The 21,329-nt window shown below is 69.3% G+C and carries 20 protein-coding genes; 17 read left to right on the top strand and 3 right to left on the bottom strand.

Going from position 1 to position 21,329, the window contains the following annotated elements; translation table 11 throughout:
* Positions 1-48 precede the first annotated feature (48 nt).
* From thrS to ACFJGV_RS02395, 12 genes are all read left to right on the top strand, one after another.
* Complete coding sequence (thrS, locus tag ACFJGV_RS02450; RefSeq protein WP_378148609.1) at positions 49-1,968, top strand: threonine--tRNA ligase; 1,920 nt, start codon at positions 49-51, stop codon at positions 1,966-1,968.
* Complete coding sequence (locus tag ACFJGV_RS02445) at positions 1,968-2,531, top strand: HIT family protein (protein WP_378146571.1); 564 nt, start codon at positions 1,968-1,970, stop codon at positions 2,529-2,531. Before thrS ends, ACFJGV_RS02445 begins: the two co-directional genes overlap by 1 nt.
* A gap of 53 nt (positions 2,532-2,584) precedes the next feature.
* Positions 2,585-3,490: a pyridoxal 5'-phosphate synthase lyase subunit PdxS gene (pdxS, locus tag ACFJGV_RS02440; protein ID WP_378146569.1), complete on the top strand. Its 906-nt coding sequence runs from the start codon at positions 2,585-2,587 to the stop codon at positions 3,488-3,490.
* The gene (pdxT, locus tag ACFJGV_RS02435; protein WP_378146568.1) at positions 3,480-4,079 is read left to right on the top strand and encodes a pyridoxal 5'-phosphate synthase glutaminase subunit PdxT; all 600 of its coding nucleotides are present in this window, start codon (positions 3,480-3,482) and stop codon (positions 4,077-4,079) included. Before pdxS ends, pdxT begins: the two co-directional genes overlap by 11 nt.
* Positions 4,080-4,145: 66 nt before the next feature.
* On the top strand, positions 4,146-4,904 hold the full coding sequence (locus ACFJGV_RS02430; RefSeq protein ID WP_378146567.1) for a YebC/PmpR family DNA-binding transcriptional regulator: 759 nt from the start codon (positions 4,146-4,148) through the stop codon (positions 4,902-4,904).
* A gap of 28 nt (positions 4,905-4,932) precedes the next feature.
* On the top strand, positions 4,933-5,529 hold the full coding sequence (gene ruvC, locus ACFJGV_RS02425) for a crossover junction endodeoxyribonuclease RuvC (protein ID WP_378146565.1): 597 nt from the start codon (positions 4,933-4,935) through the stop codon (positions 5,527-5,529).
* Positions 5,526-6,152: a Holliday junction branch migration protein RuvA gene (ruvA, locus tag ACFJGV_RS02420; protein ID WP_378146564.1), complete on the top strand. Its 627-nt coding sequence runs from the start codon at positions 5,526-5,528 to the stop codon at positions 6,150-6,152. Before ruvC ends, ruvA begins: the two co-directional genes overlap by 4 nt.
* Positions 6,149-7,186, top strand: a complete 1,038-nt coding sequence (ruvB, locus tag ACFJGV_RS02415; RefSeq protein ID WP_378146562.1) for a Holliday junction branch migration DNA helicase RuvB — start codon at positions 6,149-6,151, stop codon at positions 7,184-7,186. Before ruvA ends, ruvB begins: the two co-directional genes overlap by 4 nt.
* Positions 7,187-7,327: 141 nt before the next feature.
* Complete coding sequence (yajC, locus tag ACFJGV_RS02410) at positions 7,328-7,711, top strand: preprotein translocase subunit YajC (protein WP_378146561.1); 384 nt, start codon at positions 7,328-7,330, stop codon at positions 7,709-7,711.
* A gap of 66 nt (positions 7,712-7,777) precedes the next feature.
* Positions 7,778-9,478: a protein translocase subunit SecD gene (gene secD / locus ACFJGV_RS02405; protein ID WP_378146560.1), complete on the top strand. Its 1,701-nt coding sequence runs from the start codon at positions 7,778-7,780 to the stop codon at positions 9,476-9,478.
* Positions 9,478-10,494 carry a protein translocase subunit SecF gene (gene secF, locus ACFJGV_RS02400; RefSeq protein ID WP_378146558.1) on the top strand — a complete coding sequence of 339 codons (1,017 nt, stop codon included), beginning with the start codon at positions 9,478-9,480 and terminating at the stop codon, positions 10,492-10,494. Before secD ends, secF begins: the two co-directional genes overlap by 1 nt.
* Before the next feature lie 73 nt (positions 10,495-10,567).
* Positions 10,568-12,817 carry a RelA/SpoT family protein gene (locus tag ACFJGV_RS02395; protein WP_378146557.1) on the top strand — a complete coding sequence of 750 codons (2,250 nt, stop codon included), beginning with the start codon at positions 10,568-10,570 and terminating at the stop codon, positions 12,815-12,817.
* Here ACFJGV_RS02395 and ACFJGV_RS02390 read toward each other — a convergent pair.
* From ACFJGV_RS02390 to ACFJGV_RS02380, 3 genes are all read right to left on the bottom strand, one after another.
* On the bottom strand, positions 12,804-13,370 hold the full coding sequence (locus ACFJGV_RS02390; protein ID WP_378146555.1) for a hypothetical protein: 567 nt from the start codon (positions 13,368-13,370) through the stop codon (positions 12,804-12,806). The two genes, ACFJGV_RS02395 and ACFJGV_RS02390, sit on opposite strands and share 14 nt — an antisense overlap.
* 88 nt (positions 13,371-13,458) lie before the next feature.
* The gene (locus tag ACFJGV_RS02385; RefSeq protein WP_378146553.1) at positions 13,459-14,688 is read right to left on the bottom strand and encodes a DUF349 domain-containing protein; all 1,230 of its coding nucleotides are present in this window, start codon (positions 14,686-14,688) and stop codon (positions 13,459-13,461) included.
* Between the two features lie 61 nt (positions 14,689-14,749).
* Positions 14,750-15,514 carry a peptidylprolyl isomerase gene (locus ACFJGV_RS02380; protein WP_378146551.1) on the bottom strand — a complete coding sequence of 255 codons (765 nt, stop codon included), beginning with the start codon at positions 15,512-15,514 and terminating at the stop codon, positions 14,750-14,752.
* 84 nt (positions 15,515-15,598) lie between these two features.
* Between ACFJGV_RS02380 and ACFJGV_RS02375 the strand changes: the two genes are divergently transcribed.
* The 5 genes from ACFJGV_RS02375 (at position 15,599) to alaS (ending at position 21,327) form a co-directional block, all read left to right on the top strand.
* Positions 15,599-17,005: a replication-associated recombination protein A gene (locus tag ACFJGV_RS02375; RefSeq protein WP_378146549.1), complete on the top strand. Its 1,407-nt coding sequence runs from the start codon at positions 15,599-15,601 to the stop codon at positions 17,003-17,005.
* 224 nt (positions 17,006-17,229) lie between these two features.
* Positions 17,230-17,859 carry a 30S ribosomal protein S4 gene (rpsD, locus tag ACFJGV_RS02370; RefSeq protein WP_378146547.1) on the top strand — a complete coding sequence of 210 codons (630 nt, stop codon included), beginning with the start codon at positions 17,230-17,232 and terminating at the stop codon, positions 17,857-17,859.
* 80 nt (positions 17,860-17,939) lie between these two features.
* Positions 17,940-18,368: a DUF948 domain-containing protein gene (locus ACFJGV_RS02365; RefSeq protein ID WP_378146545.1), complete on the top strand. Its 429-nt coding sequence runs from the start codon at positions 17,940-17,942 to the stop codon at positions 18,366-18,368.
* Positions 18,369-18,425: 57 nt separating this feature from the next.
* Positions 18,426-18,620 (top strand): hypothetical protein, encoded by a 195-nt coding sequence (locus ACFJGV_RS02360; protein WP_378146544.1) that lies wholly within the window; start codon positions 18,426-18,428, stop codon positions 18,618-18,620.
* A 49-nt stretch (positions 18,621-18,669) separates the two neighbouring features.
* Positions 18,670-21,327 (top strand): alanine--tRNA ligase, encoded by a 2,658-nt coding sequence (alaS, locus tag ACFJGV_RS02355; protein ID WP_378146542.1) that lies wholly within the window; start codon positions 18,670-18,672, stop codon positions 21,325-21,327.
* The last annotated feature ends 2 nt before the right edge of the window (positions 21,328-21,329 follow it).

Genomic DNA, 21,329 nt, shown 5'->3' with positions numbered 1-21,329 from the left:
CACGTGGCGACCGGATTCGAACTCTTCACCGACAGGTCGATCGTGGCCATGCGGGTCAACGGTGAACTGAAGGATCTCGCCGCGACGACGACCGACGGCGACATCGTCGAGCCGGTCACCATCGACTCGGCCGATGGTCTGAACATCCTCCGCCACTCGGCGGCGCACGTGGCCGCGCAGGCCGTGCAGCAGATCAATCCCGAGGCCAAGCTCGGCATCGGCCCGCCCGTCACCGACGGCTTCTACTACGACTTCGACGTGGCAGAGCCCTTCACCCCCGACGACATGAAGGCGATCGAGAAGGGCATGGAGCGCATCATCCGCTCCGGTCAGCGCTTCGTCCGTCGTGTCGTGACCGAAGAGGAGGCTCGCGCCGAGCTCGCCGACGAGCCGTACAAGCTCGAGCTCATCGGCCTCAAGGGCAACGCTTCGGATGCCGGCGGCGAGTCGGTCGAGGTCGGTGGCGCCGAGCTCACCATCTACGACAATGTCGATCCGAAGACCGGCGAGACGGTCTGGAAGGACCTCTGCCGCGGCCCGCATCTGCCGAACACCCGGATGATCGGCAACGGCTTCGCCCTCACCCGGCTCGCGGCGGCCTACTGGCGCGGGAGCGAGAAGAACAAGCAGCTGCAGCGTGTCTACGGCACCGCCTGGCCCACGAAGGACGAGCTGCGCGCCTACCAGACCCGCATGGAGGAGGCCGCGAAGCGCGACCACCGCAAGCTCGGCCAGGAGCTCGACCTGTTCTCGTTCCCCGACGAGATCGGCTCGGGGCTCGCGGTCTTCCATCCTCGTGGCGGCATCATCCGCGCCGAGATCGAGGACTACATGCGCGAGCGGCTGATCGCGTACGACTACGAGCTCGTGAACACCCCGCACATCACCAAGGGGCACCTCTACGAGATCAGCCAGCACCTCCAGTGGTACAAGGACGGGATGTTCCCGGCCATGCACCTCGACGAGGAGACCGACGCCGACGGCAACGTCACCCGGCAGGGCCAGGACTACTACCTGAAGCCCATGAACTGCCCCATGCACAACCTGATCTTCCGGGCGCGCGGCCGCAGCTACCGCGAGCTGCCGCTGCGCCTGGCGGAGTTCGGCACGGTCTACCGCTACGAGAAGAGCGGCACCCTGTCCGGGCTCACCCGCGTCCGCGGTCTCACCCAGGACGACGCCCACATCTACGTCACCCACGACCAGATCAAGGCCGAGGTGGCCAGCCAGCTCGAGTTCGTGCTCGAGACCCTGCGCGGCTACGGTCTCGACGACTTCTACCTCGAGCTCTCCACCCGCGACCCCGAGAAGAGCGTGGGCGAGGACGCCATGTGGGAGGACGCCACCGAGACGCTCCGCCAGGTCGCCGAGGAGTCGGGCCTCGAGCTCGTCGCCGACCCCGGAGGGGCGGCCTTCTACGGGCCGAAGATCTCGGTGCAGGCGCGGGACGCGATCGGCCGCACCTGGCAGCTGTCCACCGTGCAGCTCGACTTCAACCAGCCCGAGCGCTTCGAGCTGGAGTACACGGCCGCCGACGGCACGAAGCAGCGCCCCGCGATGATCCACCGCGCCCTGCTCGGCTCCGTGGAGCGCTTCTTCGCCATCCTGCTCGAGCACTACGCCGGCGCCTTCCCGGTGTGGCTTGCGCCCGTGCAGGTGGTCGGCATCCCGATCTCGGAGCAGTACGACGAGTACCTCCGCGACATCGTCGCCACGCTCAAGCGACGCGGCATCCGCGCCCAGCTCGACGCCTCCGACGACCGCATGCAGAAGAAGATCCGCAACCACACCAAGGACAAGGTGCCCGTGATGCTCATCGCCGGTGGCGAGGATGCAGCAGCCGGCACGGTGAGCTTCCGCTTCCGCGACGGATCGCAGGAGAACGGCGTCTCGGTCGAGGAGGCGGTGGAGCGCATCGTCGCGAGCGTCGAGTCGCACACGCAGGTGCTGGGCCAGGGCGACCTCTGATGACCGACCCGAGCGACGACGTCGAGATCGAGTCCTCGGCCGACTTCGCCGCGGTGCCGGATGCGTTCCAGCGTCTGTGGACGCCCCACCGGATGGTCTACATCCAGAACGGGGAGCAGCCCCACATCGACGAGTGCCCGTTCTGCCGCGCTCCGAAGCTCTCCGACGAGGAGGGCCTGATCGTGGCTCGGGGCACGTACGCGTACGTCCTGCTCAACCTGTTCCCGTACAACTCCGGTCACCTCCTGGTGTGCCCGTACCGCCACATCGCGACCTACGACCTGGCGACACCCGAGGAGGTCGCCGAGATCGGATCGCTCACCCAGACGGCGATGCGCGTCCTCACGGCGGTCTCGCGGTGCGACGGCTTCAACATCGGGATGAACCAGGGCCGGGTCGCCGGGGCCGGGGTAGCCGGTCACCTGCACCAGCACATCGTCCCGAGGTGGGCGCAGGACAGCAACTTCTTCCCCATCATCGCCCGCACGAAGGCGCTTCCTCAGCTGCTGGGAGATGTCCGAGCCCAGGTCCAGGCCGCCTGGCCCGCCCCCGCCGCGCCGTAGGATCTCTGCAGGCACGAACCGGCAGCCTGAACGCACGACCGCACGAGGACACCATGACCGACAGCACCACCGCATCACACGAGTTCGGCTCCGACCGCGTCAAGCGCGGCCTGGCCGAGATGCTGAAGGGCGGCGTCATCATGGACGTCGTCACCGCCGAGCAGGCGCGCATCGCCGAAGACGCCGGCGCCGTCGCGGTGATGGCGCTCGAGCGTGTGCCCGCCGACATCCGCTCGCAGGGTGGCGTGGCGCGCATGAGCGACCCCGACCTCATCGACGGCATCATCTCGGCGGTGTCCATCCCGGTCATGGCGAAGGCGCGGATCGGCCACTTCGTCGAGGCGCAGGTGCTGCAGGACCTCGGGGTCGACTACATCGACGAGTCCGAGGTGCTGAGCCCCGCCGACTACGTCAACCACATCGACAAGTGGGGCTTCACCGTGCCCTTCGTCTGCGGTGCCACCAACCTGGGCGAGGCTCTGCGCCGCATCACCGAGGGTGCGGCGATGATCCGGTCGAAGGGCGAGGCCGGCACCGGCGACGTCTCCGAGGCGACCAAGCACATCCGCACCATCAAGGCCGAGATCGCCGCCCTGTCGGCGAAGTCGCGCGACGAGCTGTACGTCGCCGCGAAGGAGCTCCAGGCGCCCTACGACCTGGTCGTCGAGATCGCCGAGACGAAGAGCCTGCCGGTGGTGCTGTTCACCGCCGGCGGCGTGGCCACTCCGGCCGACGCGGCGATGATGATGCAGCTCGGCGCCGACGGCGTCTTCGTCGGCTCGGGCATCTTCAAGTCGGGTGACCCCGCGAAGCGCGCCGCCGCGATCGTCAAGGCGACCACGTTCTACGATGACCCCTCGGTCATCGCCGAGGTGTCGCGGGGTCTGGGCGAGGCGATGGTGGGCATCAACGTCGCCGACGTGCCCGCGCCCCACCGCCTGTCCGAGCGTGGCTGGTAGCGCCCCGCGCGTCGGCGTCCTCGCCCTCCAGGGCGATGTGCGGGAGCACCTCCGCGTGCTCTCCGAGCTGGGCGCCGAGGCGGTGCCCGTGCGTCGTCCGGCGGAGGTCGCGGCGGTCGACGGCCTCGTGATCCCCGGCGGCGAGTCGAGCGTGATCGACAAGCTCTCGCGCACGTTCGGCGTGGCCGACTCGATCAGGGAGCGGATCGCCGCGGGACTGCCCGTGTACGGCACGTGCGCGGGCCTCATCATGCTGGCCGACCGCGTGCTCGACGGCGTCGACGGGCAGCAGAGCTTCGGCGGTCTCGACGTCTCCGTGCGCCGGAACGCCTTCGGCAACCAGACCCGCTCGTTCGAGACCGACCTCGACGTCCCCGTGCTCGGGGCGCCTCCCGTGCACGCCGCCTTCATCCGGGCGCCCGTCGTGGTCGACCTGGCGGAGGGGGCGGAGGCGCTCGCCTCTCTCGAGGACGGGACGGTCGTCGCGGTGCAGCAGGGCTCGCTGCTCGGCACGTCGTTCCACCCCGAGGTGACGGGGGAGTCCCGGTTCCACCGGCACTTCCTCGCCCTGGTCGCGGCGGCGCGCTGACCGGGCGACGGGCCGCACGACCGGCTCTCGCGTACACTTGACCAGCGATTACGAAGGAGATCCCGCGTGTCCGGACACTCTAAATGGGCCACCACCAAGCACAAGAAGGCGGTCATCGACGCCCGCCGTGCGAAGTCGTTCGCCAAGCTCATCAAGAACATCGAGGTGGCCGCGAAGATCGGCGGCGCCGATCTCTCCGGCAACCCGACCCTCGTCGATGCCGTGCAGAAGGCGAAGAAGACCTCGGTCCCCAATGACAACATCGACCGCGCCATCAAGCGCGGTGCGGGGCTCACCGGTGAGTCGATCGACTACACGACCATCATGTACGAGGGCTACGGCCCCAACGGCGTCGCCCTCCTCATCGAGTGCCTCACCGACAACAAGAACCGCGCCGCGGCCGACGTCCGCACGGCGATGACGCGCAACGGCGGCACCATGGCCGACCCGGGCAGCGTGGCGTACAACTTCCACCGCAAGGGCGTCATCACCGTGGCGCACAGCGACGGTGTGACGGAGGACGACGTGCTCGTCGCCGTCCTCGACGCCGGCGCCGAGGAGGTCACCGACCGCGGCGAGAGCTTCGAGGTCGTGACCGAGCCCCAGCAGCTCGTGCCCGCGCGCACCGCCCTCCAGGAGGCGGGCATCGACTACGACTCGGCCGACGTCGAGTTCGTGGCCACGGTCAACGTCGAGGCCGACGCCGACACCGCGCGGAAGGTCTTCAAGCTGATCGACGCGCTGGAGGACAGCGACGACGTCCAGAACGTGTACACCAACCTCGACCTCACCCCCGAGGTCCAGGCCGAGCTCGAGAACGACTGATCGGGCGACCGACCGAGAGGGGCCGCGGATGCGCGTGCTCGGGATCGACCCCGGCCTCACCCGGTGCGGCATCGGGATCGTCGATGCGCATCCCGGCCGTACGGTCTCGTTCGTCCACGTCGCCGTGGTGACCACGGCCGCCGACCTGCCCCTCGAGGAGCGCCTGATGAGGGTCGCCGCCGGCATCGAGGCGGTCCTCGACGAGCACCGTCCCGACTGCGTCGCGGTCGAGCGGGTCTTCGCGCAGCACAACCTCCGCACCGTGATGGGCACGGCGCAGGTCAGCGGGGTCGCCCTGCTGGCCGCCGCGCGCCGGTCGCTGCCGGTGGCGCTCCACACGCCGTCCGAGGTGAAGGCCGCCATCACGGGATACGGCCAGGCCGACAAGCGCCAGGTGGGCACCATGGTGTCGAAGATCCTGAAGCTCGACGAGATCCCGCGCCCGGCCGACGCCGCCGATGCGCTGGCGCTGGCCATCTGCCACGCCTGGCGTCAGCCCGTCGTGGTCCCCGGGGCGCCCGCGCGCGCCGGCGGATCCGCGGCGCTCACTCCGGCCCAGCAGGCATGGCTCGCCGCCGAGCGCTCCACCGGGAAGTCGGCGGTCGCCCGTAGGCTTGCCCGGTGATCTCGGCACTTCGCGGAACAGTCCTCTCCGTCTCAGGCGGCACCGTCGTCATCGACGTGCAGGGCGTCGGGTTCCAGGTCGCCGTGACTCCGCGCCACGCCCTGACCCTCCGCCACGGCACCGAGGCGACGCTCCTCACCTCGCTCATCGTGAGGGAGGACAGCCTCTCCCTGTTCGGGTTCCCCGACCAGGACTCGCTCGACATCTTCTCCGCCCTGGTCGGCGTCACCGGGGTCGGGCCGAAGTCGGCCCTCGGCGTGCTCGCCGAGCTCACGCCCGACGAGGTCGCCCTGGCGGTGATGGGGGAGGACGACACGGCCTTCCGCCGTGTGAGCGGCATCGGTCCGAAGACCGCCAAGCTCATCGTGGTGTCGTTGACGGGCAAGCTCTCGCTGCGTCCTGCTCCGGCACCCACCCCGGTCGAGCAGGTGGCCGACGCGCGGGTCCGCGCCAACGTCGAGAAGGCCCTCGTCGGCCTCGGTTGGGCCGAGCGGAGCGCCGCCGCGGCCGTCGACGAGGTGCTCGAGACCGCCTCCGAGAGCGAATCGGCGAACGTGCAGGCGCTCCTCCGGCTCGCCCTCGGGGTGCTGGGCGGCGCCCGTCCGGCGGGTGATCGCTCGTGAGCGACTCCCGAGGTGGCGAGGACCTCGTCGATCCGACCGTGCAGTCCGAGGCCGAGATCGCCTTCGAGGGTGCTCTGAGGCCCAAGTCGCTGGCCGAGTTCGTCGGTCAGCGGAAGGTCCGGGGGCAGCTGCAGCTGCTGCTCGACGCCGCCGCACTCCAAGACCGCACGCCCGACCACATCCTGCTCGCCGGTCCTCCCGGCCTCGGCAAGACCACGCTCGCGATGATCGTGGCGCAGGAGACCGGTCGGCCTCTGCGCATGACGAGCGGCCCGGCCATCCAGCACGCCGGCGACCTCGCCGCCGTGCTCTCGGCCCTCGTTCCGGGCGAGGTGCTGTTCGTCGACGAGATCCACCGCATGGCGCGCACGGCCGAGGAGATGCTGTACCTCGCCATGGAGGACTTCCGGATCGACATCATGGTGGGCAAGGGCGCGGGCGCCACGTCCATCCCGCTCGATCTCTCGCCCTTCACGCTCGTCGGCGCCACCACCCGCTCGGGTCTGCTGCCGAACCCGCTGCGCGACCGCTTCGGCTTCACCGCTCACCTCGAGTTCTACGAGACCGAGGAGCTCATCGAGGTGCTCCGGCGCGCGGCCGCCCTGCTGGGCGTCCCGATCGGCGAGGAGGCGCTCCTCGAGATCGCCTCCCGGTCGCGGGGCACCCCGCGCATCGCGAACCGCCTGCTGCGCCGGGTGCGCGACTTCGCTCTGGTCGACGGGGGAGGCGCCTCGGTCGAGGCGGTCCGCGCCGCGCTCGACCTCTACGACGTCGACGAGCTCGGCCTCGACCGACTCGACCGGGCCGTGATGACGGTGCTGCTGAAGCGCTTCGACGGCGGTCCGGTGGGGCTGAACACCCTCGCCGTGTCGGTGGGCGAGGAGGCCGACACCATCGAGTCGGTGGTCGAGCCGTTCCTCGTCCGGATCGGCCTCATCTCGCGCACGCCACGCGGCCGTGTGGCCACCCGAGCGGGCTGGGCGCACTTCGGTCTGAGCCGGGGTCAGGATGCGCTCTTCGGCGATGACCTATAATTCAAGCTGGCCTGCTCCTGGGAGCGTGCCGTCGATCGGTCTCTGAGACCGTCCCCAGCAGACTTCACTACTCTGAGCGCTGCTCACCGAACACCACCCGGAAGGTCCCCGCTCATGCAGCTCGATCCGTTGACAATTGGAATGCTGGTCGTCCTGGCCGTTCTGGTGTTCTTCATGTTCCGCAGCAGCCGCAAGCGCCAGAAGCAGCAGCAGGAGCTGCAGTCGCAGGTCGCGGTCGGCGCTCAGGTCATGACCAACTTCGGCGTCTTCGGCACCATTCTCGAACTCGATGACGAGGAGAACCAGGTGCTGATCGAGACCACGCCGGGCACTGTCCTCAAGGTGCACCGACAGACGGTCACGCGGGTCGTCACCCCCGCCGACGCCGAGCCCGAGTCCGACGCGGTCGACACCGCGGCCCCCGCCCTCGAGACGAGCGATGGAGCACCGGCGTACGGCGAGCGGATCGATGAGACCGCCGAGCCCGTGGCCGACACGAAGTCCGAGAAGAAGGCCGACGAGTAGTCACTCGACGTCCCTGACCACCGTCCGCCGGGCCTGCTCGGCGGACGACGGAGAAAGCTGAGCAAGGTGGCACAAACGACCGCGGTCAAGAAGGCGTGGCGCACGCTGATCTGGCTGGTCGCGATCTTCGCGGTGCTCACCGGCGTCCTCGCCGGTGGTGTGCTGTGGAGCACGGCGACATGGACCCCGAAGCTCGCCCTCGACCTCGAGGGCGGCCGGCAGATCATCCTGACGCCGAAGCTGGAGAACGGGCAGCAGATCTCGTCCGACCAGCTCGACCAGGCCGTGGCGATCATCCGCCAGCGCGTCGACGCCAGTGGTGTGTCGGAGGCCGAGGTCACCACGCAGGGCGCTCAGAACGTCGTCGTCTCGATCCCCGGCGTGCCCGATCAGGACACACTGAACCGCATCGAGTCGTCGGCGAAGCTCGAGTTCCGTCCGGTGCTCGTCTCCAGCGCCGCGGCCTCCAGCTCGCTCTCGACGCCGAGCGCGACGCCCGATCCGTCGCTGTCGTCCACGCCGACCGCGTCGCCCACCAACGCCAGCGACCTCGCCTATGTCACCCCGGCGCTCCAGGCCGAGTTCGACAGCTTCCAGTGCGGTCAGAACGAGGACTCGACCGGCCAGGCGCCGGCCGACCAGCCGCTCATCGCGTGCTCGGTCGACGGCACCGCCAAGTACATCCTCGGCCCGGTCGAGATCGACGGGTCCGACATCTCCGACGCCTCGAGCGGTGTCGCCACCACGCAGCAGGGTGCGTCGACCGGACAGTGGGTCGTCGACCTCACCTTCGACGACGAGGGCGCCAAGGCGTTCGCCGACGTCACCACCCGCCTCTACGGCCTGCAGGGCGCGCAGAACCAGTTCGCCGTGGTGCTCGACGGCAACGTCATCACCGCGCCGACCACGAACGCCGCGATCACCGACGGCCGCGCGCAGATCTCCGGGTCGTTCACCCAGGACTCCGCGAAGACGCTCGCCGACCAGCTGAAGTTCGGTGCGCTGCCCATCGGCTTCACGGTGCAGAGCAACGAGCAGATCTCCGCGACCCTCGGCTCCTCGCAGCTCGCGTCGGGTCTGCTCGCCGGCCTCATCGGCCTCATCCTCGTGGTCATCTACTCGCTCATCCAGTACCGCACGCTCGGCGTGGTGACGATCGCGTCGCTCGCCGTCGCGGCAGCGCTGACCTACCTGCTCGTGACGATCATGAGCTGGCGCATCGACTTCCGCCTCTCCCTCGCGGGTGTCGCGGGTCTGATCGTGGCCATCGGCATCACGGCCGACTCCTTCATCGTCTACTTCGAGCGCATCCGAGACGAGCTGCGCGACGGTCGCGGGCTGCAGTCGTCCGTCCAGGCCGGATGGAAGCGCGCGTTCCGCACGATCACGGCGTCCGACGCGGTGAACTTCCTCGCCGCCGCCGTGCTGTACGTGCTCGCGGTGGGCAACGTGCGAGGCTTCGCGTTCACCCTGGGCCTCACGACCATCGTCGACCTCATCGTGGTGGCGCTGTTCACGCATCCGCTGATGACGCTGCTCGCCGAGCTGCCGTTCTTCCGCGACGGCCACAAGGCGTCGGGCCTCGACCCACGCGCGCTGGGCGCGGTGTACCGCGGCCGTGCGCAGTTCAAGACGCCGGGGCAGACGACGAAGAAGAGCGTGGGGGCGAGCCGCGAGGCCGCGAAGCGCCAGACGATCGCCGAGCGCAAGGCTGCCGAGCTGACGAAGGTCGGCGGCGATCGCAAGACCGAGGGGAAGGACTCCTGATGGCCAGCTTCTCCAAGTTCGGAAACGACCTCTACACGGGTGAGCGCTCGATCGACTTCATCGGTCGTCGTCGCATCTGGTTCCTCATCTCGGGCATCCTCGTGCTCATCTGCCTCGTGGGGCCGTGGCTCCGTGGCGGGTTCGAGTTCGGCATCGAGTTCCGCGGCGGCTCGGAGTTCACGATCTCCCAGGCGGCGTCGCAGGATCAGTCGATCGCCGACGACGCAGTGAACGAGGCGGCACCGGGGTCGAACCCGCGTGTGAGCACCCTCGGCACCGACTCGGTGCGTGTCCAGACCGACGAGCTCGACGACGCGCAGTCGTCGGCCGTCGTCTCGGCCCTCGCCGAAGGCTACGACGTGCCCTCGGAGGACGTCACGGTGTCGATCATCGGCGCTACCTGGGGTGCCGACATCACGACCCAGGCCATCCGCGGTCTCGTGATCTTCCTCGTGCTCGTGGCCGTCTTCATGGCCCTGTACTTCCGCACCTGGAAGATGGCGGCGGCCGCATTGATCGCCCTGCTCCACGACCTCATCATCACGGCGGGCGTGTACGGCCTCACGGGGCTCGAGATCACGCCGGCAGCGGTCATCGGCTTCCTCACGATCCTCGGCTACTCGCTGTACGACACGGTCGTGGTGTTCGACAAGATCCGCGAGAACACGAGGGAGATGGGCGACAACGACACCCGGACCTTCGCCGAGACGGTCAACCTCGCGGTCAACCAGACCCTGGTGCGCTCGATCAACACCTCCATCGTGGCCGCGCTCCCGGTCGCCTCGATCCTCATCATCGGATCGTTCGTGCTCGGGGCGCGCACGCTGCAGGACATCTCGCTCGCGCTCCTCATCGGGATCATCGTCGGCACGTACTCCACGATCTTCGTGGCGTCGCCGCTGTACGTGCAGTTCCGAAAGGGCGAGGCGAAGCTCAAGAAGCACGACGCGAGGGTGCTCTCCGCGCGCACCCGCGCCACGCAGAGCAAGGCCCCCGCGGCCGAGCTGGTCGACTGAGTACGCCGAGGGCTGAACCCATCGTGCACGTGGCCGCCTCGCACCGGAGGATAATCGGAGCAGGAGGCCACGCATGACCGAGACCACCGCGACGTCCACCGCGACACTGCGTCGTCTTGTGCCGCGCCTGTTCTCGCGGGCTCAGCCCGCGGGAGCGCTCGACGCGGTGCTCCGCACCGTGCGCAGCAACCACCCGCGCAGCGACGTCTCCATCCTCGAGCGGGCGTACGCCGTGGCCGACAAGGCCCACGACGGACAGAAGCGCAAGAGCGGCGAGCCGTACATCACGCATCCGCTCGCCGTAGCGCAGATCATCGCCGATCTCGGCCTGGGTGCGAAGGCCATCGCGGCGGCGCTCCTCCACGACACCGTGGAGGACACCGACTACTCGCTCGACATGCTGCGCCACGACTTCGGCGACGAGGTCGCCATGCTCGTCGACGGGGTCACCAAGCTCGACAAGGTCAAGTACGGCGACAGCGCGCAGGCCGAGACCGTCCGCAAGATGATCGTCGCGATGTCGCGCGACATCCGCGTGCTCATCATCAAGCTCTGCGACCGCCTCCACAACGCCCGCACCTGGGGCTTCGTGCCTGCCGAGTCGGCAGCGCGGAAGGCGAAGGAGACCCTCGAGATCTACGCGCCCCTCGCGCACCGACTGGGCATCCAGTCGATCAAGTGGGAGCTCGAGGACCTCTCGTTCGCGGTGCTGTACCCGAAGCTCTACGTCGAGATCGAGAACCTCGTGCGTCAGCGCACCCCGCAGCGCGAGGAGTACGTGCAGCAGGTCATCGACGCCGTCACCGACGACCTGAAGTCGGCGCGCATTCGCGGCAAGGTCGTGGGTCGCCCGAAGCAGTACTACTCGATCTACCAGAAGATGATCGTGCGCGGCCGCGAGTTCGACGAGATCTACGACCTGGTCGGCATCCGCGTGCTCGTCAACACGGTGCGCGACTGCTACGCGGTTCTCGGGTCGATCCACGCCCGGTGGAACCCGATCCCGGGCCGCTTCAAGGACTACATCGCGACACCGAAGTTCAACCTCTACCAGTCGCTCCACACGACGGTGATCGGCCCCGGCGGGCGTCCGGTCGAGATCCAGATCCGCACCAATGAGATGCACCAGCGCGCCGAGTTCGGTGTCGCCGCTCACTGGAAGTACAAGGAGCGCGTCAACGGCGGCAAGTCGTCGCAGACCGACGCACCCGACACCGACATGGCGTGGCTCGCCCGGATCTCCGACTGGCAGGCCGAGACCGTCGATCCCGGCGAGTTCCTCGACTCGCTGCGCTTCGAGATCGGCGCCAAGGAGGTCTACGTCTTCACGCCCAAGGGCAAGGTCATCGGCCTGCCCGCAGGGGCGACGCCGGTCGACTTCGCCTACGCCGTGCACACCGAGGTGGGCCACCGCACCATGGGCGCGAAGGTGAACGGCCGGCTCGTGCCGCTCGACTCGACGCTGTCGTCGGGCGACGTGGTCGAGGTGTTCACATCGAAGAACCCCGACTCCGGGCCCAGCCAGGACTGGCTGAACTTCGTGCAGAGCCCCCGGGCGCGCAACAAGATCCGTCAGTGGTTCACGAAGGAGCGACGCGACGAGGCGATCGAGCACGGTCGCGACCTCATCGCCCGCGCGATGCGCAAGCAGAACCTCCCGCTGCAGAAGCTGATGAGCCAGGACTCGATCGCCGAGGTCGCCTCGCTCATGCACTACGACAACGTGTCGGGACTGTATGCGGCCATCGGCGAAGGGCATGTCTCGACCCAGTCGGTGATCGAGAAGGTCATCGCCTCGCTCCAGACCGAGGCCGAGAGCGACGACGTCGACCTCGACGTGTTCGTCGAGAACCGCCCGCGGGTCAGCCACAGCGACTCGGGTGTTCTCGTGCGCGGTGCCCCCGACATCCTCGTCAAGCTCGCCAAGTGCTGCACGCCGGTGCCGGGCGACGAGATCATCGGGTTCGTCACGCGCGGCGCGGGCGTCTCGGTGCACCAGTCCGACTGCCACAACGTCAGCTCGCTGATGAACGAGCCCGAGCGCATGATCGAGGTCGAGTGGGCCCCGTCGTCGAAGAGCGTCTTCCTGGTGCACATCCAGGTCGAGGCGCTCGACCGCTCCGGGCTGCTCTCCGACGTCACGCGGGTGCTGTCGGAGCATCACGTGAACATCCTCTCGGCGTCGGTGAGCACGTCGAGCGAGCGCCTCGCGCTCAGCCGCTTCGTGTTCGAGATGGGCGACACCACCCACCTCGATCGGGTGCTCAACGCGGTGCGGCGGATCGACGCCGTCTACGACGTCTACCGCGTCACGGGCGGCTGACCGGGCCCGCCGCCCGCGCCAGCCGCTCGACCTGTGCGAGTCTGTCGAGGACGCGGAGTCGATAGGGCATGCCTTCGCGACCGGCGACCGCACGGCGCGCACCGGTGGGGTCGATGCCCGCCCGACCCAGCAGCGTGGCGACGGCGGTGGCGAGCCTGAGATCGAAGGCGGCCTCACGGCGGGCCAGGTCGAGCGCGGTACGGAGCGCGGAGGTCACGAGTGCCGGCCCGATCGACGCGACATCGCCGGCGGGGTAGCTCACCTGCCGCTGCAGCACCGTCGACGGCTCTCGAACCGGCCGGATGGACACGGAGCGCCCGGCGACGACACGACCGGGCGCGGACATGACGCCGTGCACCCACGCCGCCGCACGCCCTTCGATCACCGCCGCATCGGGCACGACGAGCACGAGCGAGGTCGCACGGAGCTCGGGGGTGCTCGGGATGTCGGCGGGGACGTACGACGACCCGACGGATCGGACGTCGCCGTCGAGCCGGGCGGACATCAGCTCGGCAGCCGGCAACCGCGAGTCGAGGAGGAACGAGGTCAGCACTCGATGATCATGGCGAACCCGGCGACCTCCCGCACCCCTCCGGCATCGACCTGTGGACAGATCGCGCCGAGAGGGCGGATGTAGGGGATCAACCGAGCGCGTCGAGCCAGATCTTGCGAGCGTCGAGCGACTCCTGGAGCTCCTTGACCTTCTTCGAGTCACCGGCGGCCTGAGCCTCGTCGATCTCCTTCTGGAGCTTCTCGATCGCGCCGCTGAGCTGGGAGGCGAGCCCCTCGGAGCGGGCCTTCTTCTCGGGGTCGGATCGGTTCCAGTGCTCCTCGTCGAGCTTGCGCACCGCGGTCTCGACCCGACGGAGGCGCTCCTCGACGGTCTTCACGTTGTCGCGCGGCACGCGACCGATGGCGTCCCAGCGGAGCTGGATGCTCGTGAGGGCCTCGCGGGCCTTCACACGGTCGGTCTCCTTGAGAAGCGGCTCGGCCTCGTCGAGGAGGGCCAGCTTCGCGGTGAGATTCTCCCCGTACTCCTGCTCGTCGCGGGCGACGACCTCGCTGCGGGCGCCGTAAAGCACATCGCCGGCGGCCTTGAACCTGTCCCAGAGCGCGTCGTCGTACTTGCGGCCGGCGCGGCCGGTGCCCTTCCACTGCGCGAGCAGGTCGCGGTAGGCCGGGATGCCGTCCGCGCCGCGCGAGGCGAGCGCCTCGGCCTGCTCGACAAGCTGCTGCTTCCGGCTGCGGGCCTCCTTGTGCACCTGGTCGAGCTCGGCGAAGAAGGCGCGACGCTGGGTCTCGAGCGAAGTGCGGGCGTCGCGGAACCGGCGCCACAGCTCGTTCGCCTCGGCGCGGGGGAGACGGGGGCCGTCGTGCTGGTGGGCCTGCCACCGGCCGAACAGCTCGTCGATGGTGGCGGAGACCTGCTTCCACTGCGCCTTCGCCGGATCCTGGGCGGCGAGCGCCTCGATCTGCTCGACGATGGCGGTGCGCTCGGCCACGGCGGCCTGCACCTCGGCCTCGGCCTCGGCGGACTGCTGCTCGCTGATCTCGCTCACCGTCGTGGTGAGGGCCGCGAGCCGCGTCTTCAGCGCCTCGAGGTCGCCGACGGCGTTCGCGCCGTCGACGGCGCTCGTCAGGCGGGCGACGGTCTTCGCCACGTCGGCGGCCGGTGCTCCCCGGCGGGCCCGCTGCTCGAGCAGCGTCACCTGACCGGCGAGGTCGGTGTACTTGCGCTCGAAGTAGGCGAGCGCCTCCTCCTTGGAGCCATCGGGAAACTGGCCGACCAGGCGCTCTCCGTCGGCCTCGCGGACGTAGACGTTCCCGTCGTCGTCCACGCGTCCCCACGGCTGCTGATCACTACTGGTCACGGAACCATCCTGTCGACGATGCTGGCGTACTCTTCCCAGCCTATTGCACGGGTCAAGCGCACTACTGGACGGTGACGTCGGTGATCGTCGCGGTCGTCGCAGGACGCCCGTCGGGCGAGCCGTCGGCGGTGCCGCCCGCGATCACACCCGCCTGGAGCTGATCGAGGCCCGACGTGATCTGGCCGAGGATCGTGTACCCGCCCGCACTGTCGGACGGGATCGTCGAGTCCTGGTAGACGATGAAGAACTGGCTGCCCATGCTGTCGCCCTTCTCGCCCTGGCGCGCCATGGCGAGCGTGCCCGTCGGGTACACGTTGTCGGCCGGCGCGTTCTCGACCGGTCCATAGCTGTAGCCAGGGCCGCCGCTGCCGTCGCCGTTCGGGTCGCCGCACTGGAGGACGTAGATGCCGGAGGTGGTGAGCCGGTGGCAGTCGGTGCCCTGGTAGAAGCCCGACTGGGCCAGGGAGATGAAGGACGACACGGCCTGCGGCGCGGCCGCTCCGTCGAGCGTGATGCCGAGCGGGATGTCGTTGATGGTCAGCGTGCCCGTCCAGTCGCGGCCCTCGGCGAGGGTCGAGGGCGGAGGGGTGGCCGCAGGGGTGCTCGTCGCCGAGGGGGCGGCCATTGGCGCGCCGGGCCCGCCGGAGAAGTAGAAGATCTGGGCGAGCACCGCTCCGGTCACCACGACGAGCACGAGCACGACGGCGATCACGTTGTCGCGCACACGACGACGGACCTTCTCGGAGTGCGCCGTCTGGCGTGCCTGGTAGTCGCGGAGGCGCGTCCGGGCCTCCCTGGCCTGGCGCTCCTGATTGCTGGGGGCCACGCGTCCTCCGTAGCTAGGCGGTGTCGGTTGCACGGCACCCCGGGCGCCGGAGGCCGTGTCGGCCCATCACAGTAGCCTAGAACCATGACCCTCCACCAAGCCGGATTGCACTCCGGCTCCGTCCCGCTCGCGGTGCGGATGAGGCCGCGCAGCCTCGACGAGGTCGCGGGTCAGAAGCACCTGCTGCGCCCGGGGTCGCCACTGGTCACGCTGGCGTCCGACACCGGCAACGCGCAGGGCTCCGTGTCGGTCATCCTCTGGGGTCCGCCCGGCACGGGCAAGACCACGCTCGCGCAGGCGATCGCCCACAGCTCGGGCCGCAAGTTCGTCGAGCTCTCCGCGGTCACTGCCGGTGTGAAGGACGTCCGTCAGGTGATGGACGACGCGTTCCGCAACCGCGACCTCTACGGCCTGTCCACCGTGCTCTTCCTCGACGAGATCCACCGCTTCACCAAGGCCCAGCAGGATGCCCTGCTCCCGGGGGTCGAGAACGGCTGGGTCATCCTCGTGGCGGCCACCACCGAGAACCCGTCGTTCTCCGTCATCTCCCCGCTCCTCTCGCGGTCGCTGCTGCTCACGCTCGAGCAGCTCACCGACGACGACCTCGCCCTGCTGATCGACCGGGCCGTCAGCGACGACCGCGGATTGCGCGGGGCGGTCCGGCTCGACGACGCCGCGCGCGACGCCATCGTCCGCCTCGCCTCCGGCGACGCCCGGCGTGCGCTCACCGCGCTGGAGGCCTCCGCCACGAGCGTGCTGGCCACGAGCCGCAGCGGCGAGGAGGACGCCGACGACGACCGAGACGACGAGGACCACGGCGGCGACGACGAGCCGCCGCTCATCACCGCGGAGGCGGTGGCGCAGTCCGTCGACCGCGCGCTGCTCCGCTACGACCGCAACGGCGACGAGCACTACGACGTCATCAGCGCGTTCATCAAGTCGGTCCGCGGCTCCGACGTCGACGCAGCGCTCCACTACCTCGCTCGGATGATCGAGGCGGGGGAGGATCCGCGCTTCATCGCGCGCCGCATCATCATCCTGGCGGCGGAGGACATCGGGATCGCCGATCCGCAGGGCCTCCAGATCGCCGTCGCGGCGGCCGACGCCGTGCAGCTGATCGGCATGCCCGAGGGGCGGATCCCGCTCGCCGAGGCCGTCGTCTACCTGGCCACCGCGCCGAAGTCGAACGCGGCCTATGTCGGCATCGACGCCGCCATCGCCGACGTCAAGGCCGGTCGGTTCGGCCGCGTCCCGAAGCACCTCCGCGACGCCCACTACGCCGGCGCCAAACGGCTCGGACACGGCAAGGGATACCGCTATCCGCACGACGACGACCTCGGTGTCGTGGCGCAGCAGTACCTGCCCGACGAGCTGGCCGACCGCGTCTACTACCGGCCGACCGACCACGGCAACGAACGCGACGTGGCGGCCCGACTGGCCAAGCTGCGCGACATCACCAAACCCGGGAAGACGGGCCGCTCCGGCTCCTGAGCACGGCCCATCGCTGTGCTAATCTGGTAGACGCCTATACAGGGCCATGTTCGTGCGGCTGCGAACCGGCTCTCGTGGATGGGATCGAGTTCTTTAGCCGAACCGCCCGGCGCACACCCTCTGCTTCCACCTCGTCGTGGACCTCACCCCGGTGTGGGTGCGCACTGCTGTGCGCAGCGGCCGGAGTGGCAACACTCGTAGAGATTCCATTCGAAAGGACATCAGTGACTTCCACGTCGCGTACGCGCAGCAAGACCCGTCTCTCGCGCGCTCTGGGCATCCCGCTCACCCCCAAGGCCGCCCGCTACCTCGAGAAGCGCCCCTACGCGCCCGGCGAGCACGGCCGCACCAAGCGCAAGGCCGACTCCGACTACGCGGTCCGTCTGCGCGAGAAGCAGCGTCTGCGCGCCCAGTACGGCATCCGCGAGAAGCAGCTCCGCATCGCGTTCAACGAGGCGCGCCGCACCCAGGGCCTGACCGGTGAGAACCTGGTCGAGCTCCTCGAGATGCGCCTCGACGCCCTCGTGCTGCGTGCCGGCTTCGCCCGCACCACGGCGCAGGCCCGTCAGATGGTCGTGCACCGCCACATCCTCGTCGACGGCAAGCTCGTCGACCGCCCGTCGTTCCGCGTGAAGCCGGGTCAGCTCATCCACGTCAAGGCCCGCTCCGAGGGCACCGAGCCCTTCCAGGTGGCGGCTGCCGGCGGTCACGCCGAGGTCCTGCCGAAGACCCCGGGTTACCTCGAGGTCGAGCTCGACAAGCTCCAGGCGCGCCTCGTGCGCCGCCCGAAGCGCGCCGAGGTCCCCGTGACCTGCGAGGTGCAGCTGGTCGTCGAGTACTACGCGGCACGCTAGTACCGACACTCAGACATACTGGAGAGAGCGGAAGCCGAAGGGCCTCCGCTCTCTTCGCTTTTCCACCCGAGGGAGGGTCCATGTCCGGAGGCGACATCGCAGGTCTCATCGCGGCGGGGGTGTTCGCGGTGCTCGTGGGCCTCATCGCCGTGCCGCTCGTCAAGCTCGGGGGAGTGTTCGACCAGACCCGCGACTCCATCAAGGACGTCTCCGACGGCATCACCCCGATCCTCTCGGAGAGCACCGTCACGATCCAGGAGGCGAACAGGCAGCTGGTGCGGGTCGACGCGATCACGAAGAACGTCGAAGAGGTCACCGGCAACGTCTCGTCGCTGGTCGCCCTGTTCGCCGCCTCCGTCGGTGGGCCCCTCATCAAGCTGGCCGGGTTCTCGGCGGCCGTCCGCGCCGTCCTCATCGGCGGCAAGGATCCCGACGGCTCGAAGAAGGCCGGCGCCTCCAAGAAGACCGGCGCCTCCGGGAAGACTGGAAAGAAGCACTCCCGCGTCTGAGCCTCACGGCTCGCGCATTAGGATCTTCGGTGACGTTCGACGGATGAGGAGAACATCATGAAAAGGCTCGTGTGGCTCGTCGCGGGCATCGCGCTCGGGTTCATCGCGGCACGTCAGTTCGCCATGACCTCTCGGGGCAGGGCCTTCTTCGACGACCTCGACCGCAGGGCCAAGGAGTTCAGCGGTTCCCTCGTCGAGGGCTACCGTGAGCGCGAGGCCGAGCTGAAGTCCGCCATCGCCGACGAGTCCTGAGCGTCCCCTCTCCGTTCCGCCCCCTTCTCGACTGGATCAGAACCCCTTCATGCAGACCGCTGACATCCGCTCCCGCTGGCTCGACTTCTTCGGGAGCAGGGGTCACACCGTCGTCCCGTCGGCGTCGCTGGTGAGCGACGACCCGTCACTGCTCTTCACCGTCGCCGGCATGGTGCCGTTCATCCCCTACCTGTCGGGGCTCGTGCCCGCGCCGTATCCGCGTGCGACCAGCGTGCAGAAGTGCATCCGCACCCTCGACATCGAGGAGGTCGGCAAGACGACGCGGCACGGCACGTTCTTCCAGATGAACGGCAACTTCTCCTTCGGCGACTACTTCAAGGAGGGGGCGATCGGGTACGCCTGGGAGCTCCTGACGTCAGCCGAGTCCGACGGCGGCCTCGGCTTCGACGAGAAGGACCTCTGGGTCACCGTCTACCAGGACGACGACGAGGCCATCGACCTCTGGAAGCGCGTCGCCGGCCTGCCGGATGAGCGCATCCAGCGCTTCGGCAAGGAGGACAACTACTGGTCGACCGGCCAGCCCGGCCCGGCCGGCCCGTGCTCCGAGATCTACTTCGACCGCGGTCCGCGCTATGGAGCGGAGGGCGGCCCCGCCGCCGACGAGAACCGGTACATCGAGATCTGGAACCTAGTCTTCATGCAGTACCTCCGCGGGGAGGGCACGTCGAAGACCGAGTTCGAGATCCTGGGCGAGCTGCCCCGCAAGAACATCGACACCGGCATGGGCCTCGAGCGTGTCGCCTTCCTCAAGCAGGGCGTCGAGAACGTCTACGAGATCGACCAGGTGCGCCCGGTGCTCGACCGCGCGGCCGAGCTCTCGGGCAAGCGCTACGGCGCCGACCACGACGACGACGTGCGGATGCGTGTGGTCGCCGACCACGTCCGCTCGTCCCTCATGCTGATGTCCGACGGCGTCACCCCGTCGAACGAGGGGCGTGGCTACATCCTCCGCCGCCTCCTGCGGCGCACGGTCCGCTCGATGCGCCTGCTGGGCGTCGACACCGCCACGATGCCCGAGCTGCTCACCGCCTCGCGCGACGCCATGAAGGCCGCGTACCCGGAGGTCGAGACCGACTACAACCGCATCTCGCGGAGCGCCTACGCCGAGGAGGAGTCGTTCCTCCGCACACTCACCGGCGGCACCACCATCCTCGACACGGCCGTCAGCTCGACGAAGTCGCGCGGCAGCGACGTGCTCGCCGGCGACACCGCGTTCCTGCTCCACGACACCTACGGCTTCCCCATCGACCTCACGCTCGAGATCGCGGAGGAGTCGGGCCTCGCCGTCGACCGGGTGGCGTTCGAGTCGCTCATGGCCGAGCAGAAGCAGCGCGCGAAGGCCGACGCCAAGGCGAAGAAGCTCGGCATCACCGACCTGTCGGTCTACAGCGAGTTCCGTGCGCTCGGCGAGACGGTGTTCCGCGGCTACGACTCGCTCGAGACCGAGAGCCGCATCCTCGGGCTCATCGTCGACGGCCGTTCGGTCACCTCCGCGGTCGCGGGGGAGCAGGTCGAGGTCATCCTCGCCGAGACCAGCCTCTGGGCGGAGTCGGGCGGCCAGGAGGCCGACGCGGGTGCCATCGTCGGCGACGGGTTCGAGCTCACCGTGCTCGACGTGCAGAAGCCGGTCAAGGGCCTCGTCTCGCACCGTACCGAGGTCGCCAGCGGCCAGGTCGCGGTCGGCGACCTCGCACGCTCGGTGGTCGACCCGCAGTGGCGCCGCGGCGCCACGCAGGCCCACTCGGCGACCCACATCATCCACGCCGCGCTGCGCCAGGTGCTCGGCGAGGAAGCGCACCAGGCCGGCTCGTACAACAAGGCGGGCTACATGCGCCTCGACTTCGGCTGGTCACAGCCGCTGTCGGCCGAGACGCGCACCGAGATCGAGGAGATCGCGAACCTCGCCATCCGTGACGACCTCGATGTCGTCACGCGTGAGCTCCCCATCGACGAGGCCCGCTCGATGGGCGCGATGGCCCTGTTCGGCGAGAAGTACGGCGACGTCGTGCGGATGGTCGACATCGGGGGCCCGTGGTCGCGTGAGCTCTGCGCCGGCACGCACGTGGCCTCGAGCTCAGAGATCGCCATGATCAACCTGCAGTCCGAGTCGAGCGTCGGCTCGGCCAACCGCCGCATCGAGGCCCTCGTCGGCATCGACGCGTTCCGCGAGTTCGCCGCCGAGCGGGCGCTGGTCTCGCAGCTCACGTCGACGCTGAAGGCGCCGCGCGACGAGATCACCACACGCATCACCGACCTCATGGCCAACCTCAAGGCGGCCGAGAAGCGGATCGCGGCCTTCGAGTCCGCCGCTCTCGCCGGCCGGGTGCCCGCTCTGGCGCAGACCGCGCGCCGAGTCGGCGACGTCCTGCTCGTCGCCGAGAACGTCGGTGAGCTCAACTCGGCCGACGACCTGCGTTCGCTGGTCACCTCGGTCCGCACCGAGCTCGGTGCACAGCCGGCCGTGATCGCGCTCGCCGCGACCGTAGGGCCGAAGCCCGCGGTGATCGTCGCGACCACCGAGTCCGCTCGCACCGCCGGCGCCAAGGCGGGTGCCCTCGCGAAGACCGCGGCGGGTGTCCTCGGCGGAGGCGGCGGCGGCAAGGACGACCTCGCGCAGGGCGGCGGCAGCGATCCCGCGCAGATCCCCGTGGCTCTCGAGGCCATCGAACGACAGGTCGCGGGCTGATC

Origin of the sequence: Cnuibacter sp. UC19_7 (assembly GCF_042699995.1) — a bacterium.
Taxonomy (GTDB): domain Bacteria; phylum Actinomycetota; class Actinomycetes; order Actinomycetales; family Microbacteriaceae; genus Cnuibacter.
This window is presented reverse-complemented; position numbering and strand designations above follow the sequence as displayed.